The 5,000-nt window shown below is 61.7% G+C and carries 3 protein-coding genes; 1 reads left to right on the top strand and 2 read right to left on the bottom strand.

All coding sequences use genetic code 11. From position 1 onward, the window contains the following. Window positions 1-230 precede the first annotated feature (230 nt). Window positions 231-2,477, bottom strand: a complete 2,247-nt coding sequence (locus ASF26_RS00015) for a calcium-binding protein (protein WP_056247768.1) — start codon at window positions 2,475-2,477, stop codon at window positions 231-233. A gap of 587 nt (window positions 2,478-3,064) precedes the next feature. Further along, entirely contained in the window at window positions 3,065-4,501 is a 1,437-nt protein-coding gene (locus ASF26_RS00010) for an IS1182 family transposase (RefSeq protein ID WP_056247766.1), read from the bottom strand. Window positions 4,502-4,568: 67 nt separating this feature from the next. Here ASF26_RS00010 and ASF26_RS00005 point away from each other — a divergent pair, with 67 nt between their 5' ends. Beyond that, window positions 4,569-4,967: a hypothetical protein gene (locus ASF26_RS00005; RefSeq protein WP_056247763.1), complete on the top strand. Its 399-nt coding sequence runs from the start codon at window positions 4,569-4,571 to the stop codon at window positions 4,965-4,967. Window positions 4,968-5,000 lie beyond the last annotated feature (33 nt).

The following is a 5,000-nucleotide window of genomic DNA, read 5'->3' as shown; positions in this document are numbered from 1 at the left end:
TGTTGTGAAAGATACGAAGCTCGTTCGCGGCGGTCCCTCGCGATGCGCAGGAGGAGCGTCCCGGCACGAACGTTTTCTTGACCTTTGGGAACCGGACAGCGTTTCCAGGCGCGAGCGGCCTTGTGCACGCTAACCGCACGAGACCTAGCCAACCTGGCAGGCTTTCGGTCGTTTTGCGGACAGAAAGAAGGGCTGCCGGCAGGCAGCCCTTCTGAAGATGTCATTGAACGTCAGACGACGAACGACCCGTTATCCAAGGTCTGCTGGCCCTGGAGGAGAACGGCGAAGTCAGCCGCTCCATCTCCGTTCGTGTCACCCTGGAGAAGGGTGTTGCCACCACCGAACTTCGTCCGCAGCTCGCCTGCCTGACCCGAGAAGGCGTCTGTTCCAATGAACTGGAAGCCCTGGTCCCCGGCCTGTCCGAAGTCCGCGTCGATCCCACTGAGGTCGATGCGATCGCCCTCGGCGAAGTCGAAGTCCTTGATGATGTCGCGTCCTGACACCGCGACGTCACTGTCGGTGACGGCCTTGAACACGAAGGTGTCGGCACCATCTCGGCCGAAAAGGAGATCACGGCCGTCGTCGCCGTAGATCGTGTTGTCGCCGTCATTGCCGTAGATCTGGTTCCTGATTTCATTGCCGTTGGCAGTCAGATCATCGGTGCCGGAGAGCACGAGCTTTTCGGTATTGGCTTCCATCGTGTGGCTGACGGTGGATCGAATGGTGTCGAAGCCTTCGCCCGGTTGTTCGATGACACGATCGCCAGCGTTGTCGATGATGTAGGTATCGCTCCCAGTGCCGCCGATCATAGCGTCGGCTCCCGTACCACCCAGCAACGTGTCGTCGCCGTCGCGACCCACGAGTGAATCGTCTCCGGCGCCGCCGCTCAGACGATTGTCGCCGTCGTTGCCGGTGATGCGATTGTCGAGGTCATTGCCGGCACCGTTCAGATCGCCGTCTTCCCTGAGGACGAGGTTCTCGACGTTGTCCGACAAGGTGTAGCTCACGGACGAGCGAACGGTATCGTTGCCCTCGCCTGCCAGCTCGATAACCTGATCTCCTGCTCCATCCACGGCGTAGACGTCGTCGCCCGCACCACCCTGCATGACATCGTCGCCGATGCCTCCTTGGAGGACATCGCTTCCGCCGCCACCGGTGAGACGATCGTTCCCGGCTCCGCCGTCCAGCCGGTTGTCGGCGATATTGCCGGTGATGCTGTTGTCGAGGGCGTTGCCGGTTCCGTCGATGGCGCCGGTGCCCATGAGGGTGAGGTTTTCGACGGTGTCGGACAGAGTGTAGCTGATGGCGGATAGAATAGTGTCGGTGCCCCCATCGACGCCTTCAACCACTGTGTCGCCAAGCGAGTCGACGACGTAGCTATCGTTGCCGAGGCCACCGATCATGGTGTCGTTGCCGGCACCGCCGACGAGGAAGTCGTTACCGGTTCCGGCGGTGATCGTGTCGTCACCCTGGCCCGCGTTGTAGTAGAAATCCTGTCCGGCGCGGAAGGGCGGGAAGAACGTCAGCGCATCGTCACCGTTGGTCCCGAGCACGACGCCTTCGAACGTATTGCCGCGCTGAGTTCCCGAGACAAGGTCACGCACGTCGAAGGTGATGCCCTGCGTTCCGGCCACGAAGGTGATGCCTTCATCGTCGTAGCGCGAGATGGGCCCGGTCAGGTTTCCGTCGGCATCCTCCGCCTGTACGCGGACGGCGAGCCCGCCATCCTGGTTGGTCAGGCTGCCGGCATCGTTGGTATTGCCGTTGCCCACCTCGGCCGAGGTGAAGGTCAGGCGAACGTTGCCGGCACCACCATCGACGCGATCGAACCGGACGGTGTCATTGCCGTCACCAAGATTCACCTGGTCACTGCCATCGGTGGAGACATTGACGCCGAAGGTGTCGTCGCCGTCACCACCGAAGACGGTGTCGATCCCGGAGCCGCCGCCGATCGTGTCGTTGCCGCCGCCCGTCGAGATGACGTTATTACCGCCACCGCCATAGACGACATCGTCTGCGGATCCGGTGGTGAGCGTGTCGTTTCCGTTTCCACCGGCCAACTGCGCCCGGACATTGCCCGTATCGACGACGTTATCGCCCGTATCGGACAGGTTGAAGTTCACCGCTTCAAAGCCCTTGATGACGGTGCCGTCGGACGCCCGGCCGGTGCCGTTCTCGTTCAACGTCAGGGTGATGGGTGTTCCCGAGCCAACGACCGGACCGTTGAAATTAAAGTTCACCGACAGGAAATCGTTGCCGTCGCCGCCGATCAGCCGATCGAGCTTTCCGCCCGTGACGGTGTCGTCTCCGGACCCGGCGTAAACTTCATCGCGTCTGGGATCGATGGATCCTGCGAATATGTTTGCGGGGCGATCGACCGAGTCGATCGTATCGTTGCCACCGCGGCCATTGATGATGTCTTCTTCCTCGGTGCCAGTCAGGAAATTGTCGCCGTTATCGCCATTGATCGTAGCCATTGCGTCGTCTCCCTTGCTCGCAGCCTGAGATGCAAATGCGGCTCACAGGTTCGCGGCGACACGTATACGCATGGTTAACCATGGAGGTTTCAGTTCACGATGATGATATTGAATAAAAATTTATAATAACTTTGGTTATTGTCGCAATATTGACTGTTGCAAATTAGGCTGTCGCTAAATTACTACATAAATTTGCGTCAAGTTAGGGATTAAACCGACCAGTTATTTCTGATCGGAGGCGGGAAGACTATTTCTGGGCTTGCCGAACCATGAACGCGATCATGCGAACCGCGATGTTACATATCGCCGAACCCGTAAACGTCCGCTTCCGAGGACGCTACGGACCTGCAGCTAAGGCGAAGGTGAGTCGAACACCGAACGTCCGGTTGAGGGCGAAAGACCAAGGTCCGCTCCCCGCCGAGGCTGTGTGAGAACGCTTTTGCGGATTTGACGGACCTGACAGCGCAAGGCCCAAAGGGACCGGGCTTTCAGCCTCGGATGGCGGCGATGAGCGGNCCGAGGCTGTGTGAGAACGCTTTTGCGGATTTGACGGACCTGACAGCGCAAGGCCCAAAGGGACCGGGCTTTCAGCCTCGGATGGCGGCGATGAGCGGGCCGGCACCGAGGATCGCGATCACCCGCTTCATGTTGTAGGCGAGAACCTGCAGGCTCATCTCACCGGCCACGTTCCTCAGTCCCCGGGTCAGGAAGTGGGTCGCTCCCATCCAGGCTTTCAGGGTGCCGAAGACGTGCTCGACCGTCYGACGGCGATCACGCATCGCGTTCGGGTTCTCGTCGAGCCGGCGCTGGACGGCTTCCAGCACATGCTCGTGTTCCCAACGCGTGATGCGACGCTGCTCGGCGGGCGTGCAGGAGGTCTTGATCGGGCAATTCGAACAGGCCGACGTCCAGTATCGCCGTAGGGTCATCCCGTTCTCGATGCTCTCGAAGCGATAGGTCAGCGTCTGGTCCCCCGGGCAGCGATAGGTGTCGTCGCTCGCCTGGTAGACAAAGTCCTGCTTGCCGAATCGGCCCTCGGCCTTCGCACCGGACGTCATCGGCTTTGGCAGGGTGACCGCGATCCCCGCCCGGTCGCAGGCCAGGATCTCCTCACCGGAGAAGTAGCCCCGATCCGCCAGGACCTGGATGGCTTCCTCGCCCGCGGCGGCCTGAGCTTGCCCCGCGATATTGGCGAGCTGGGTGCGGTCGTGGCCGACGTTGGTCACTTCATGGGCGACGACGAGGTGATGCTTCGTGTCCACCGCTGCCTGAACGTTGTAGCCGACGAGCCCGGTGCCCTTGCCGTTCGTCGCCATGGCCCGCGCATCGGGGTCGGTCAGCGAGATCTGTCGGTCCGGCGCGGCCTCGACGAGCGTCTCCATCGCCTGCAGCACGCGCAGCCGATCCCGGAGTGCGGCGAGCCGCTCCTTCAGGCGCGGGGTTCGAAGCTCCGTCACCTCGGCCTCCTGACGGTCGGCGGTATCGAGGGCCGCGAGGTAGCGCACGATGCTCGTCTCGACCTGCTCGATGCGTCTGCGGACCGCGGCCGGGGTGAAGTTCCGGTCGCGCGTGTTCACGGCCTTGAACCGGCTGCCGTCGACGGCCACGACGCCTCCGGCCAGGAGACCGACCTGTCGGCAGAGCATCACGAAGTGCCGGCAGGTCGCGCGAAGCGCGTCCCCGTTCTCGCGCCGGAAGTCCGCGATCGTCTTGAAGTCGGGTGCGAGGCGGCCGATCAGCCACATCAACTCGACATTACGGCCGGCCTCCCGTTCCAAGCGTCGGCTGGAGGGGATCTGGTTCATGTAGCCGTACAGGTAGAGCTTCAACAGCGTCGCGGGATGATAGCCCGGTCGACCGGTGGCGGCGGGCGTCACGCCGGCAAAGCCGAGGGCCGTGAGATCGAGCTCGTTGACGAACACATCGACGACGCGGGTCGGGTTATCCTGGGCGACGTAATCGTCCAGACAGGCAGGAAGCAACGTGACCTGATCACGGTCTGCTGCTTGGACAAAGCGTGCCATCTTTTATCTCCCGCCTCGGGCGAAAGACTATCATAATGAGATCGAACCTTGAACAAGAAGATCGACGATGCACATCGTTCGCATATACGACACGACTGACAGCATGCTTGATTTTGACCTGCGTCATATCCTGTCAGCGCTCGGAGCGCAGGCCATCGCATGCTCATGGACGATGAGCGGTGTCGCTGCATACGATGCGGCTTTCGATGCGACGRGCGAACAGGCCGGACGTCTCGAAGAGCTTGCGACCTCCGGTAGGCGGATCAAGGGAGATCGGCTGCGAGACCTCGCCAACGGAACCAAGCAGGTCATCTGGGGCGAGTTTCAGGCTTACGCGGATGCGAGCGCTACAGTGCCCGTGTTTATCGTGCGCGCCATCGACAGCAGCTTCTACGAGGTCGCCACCAACGACCCGCGTGTCCTGCAAAACCTCAGGGCAACCTTCCGCGATGTCAGGCCGGCCTAATCACCAGACGCTCTTTTCACACAGCCTCCACCC

The sequence above is a fragment of the Methylobacterium sp. Leaf93 genome, assembly GCF_001422345.1.
Classification (GTDB): domain Bacteria; phylum Pseudomonadota; class Alphaproteobacteria; order Rhizobiales; family Beijerinckiaceae; genus Methylobacterium; species Methylobacterium bullatum.
The sequence above is the reverse complement of the archived record's forward strand: the minus strand, read 5'-3'. Positions and strand labels throughout refer to the sequence as shown.

What these genes read in the sequence shown, in the direction of transcription:
- ASF26_RS00015 (WP_056247768.1), bottom strand. Translation starts at nt 2,477, where the DNA reads ATGGCTACGATCAATGGCGATAACGGCGACAATTTCCTGACTGGCACC.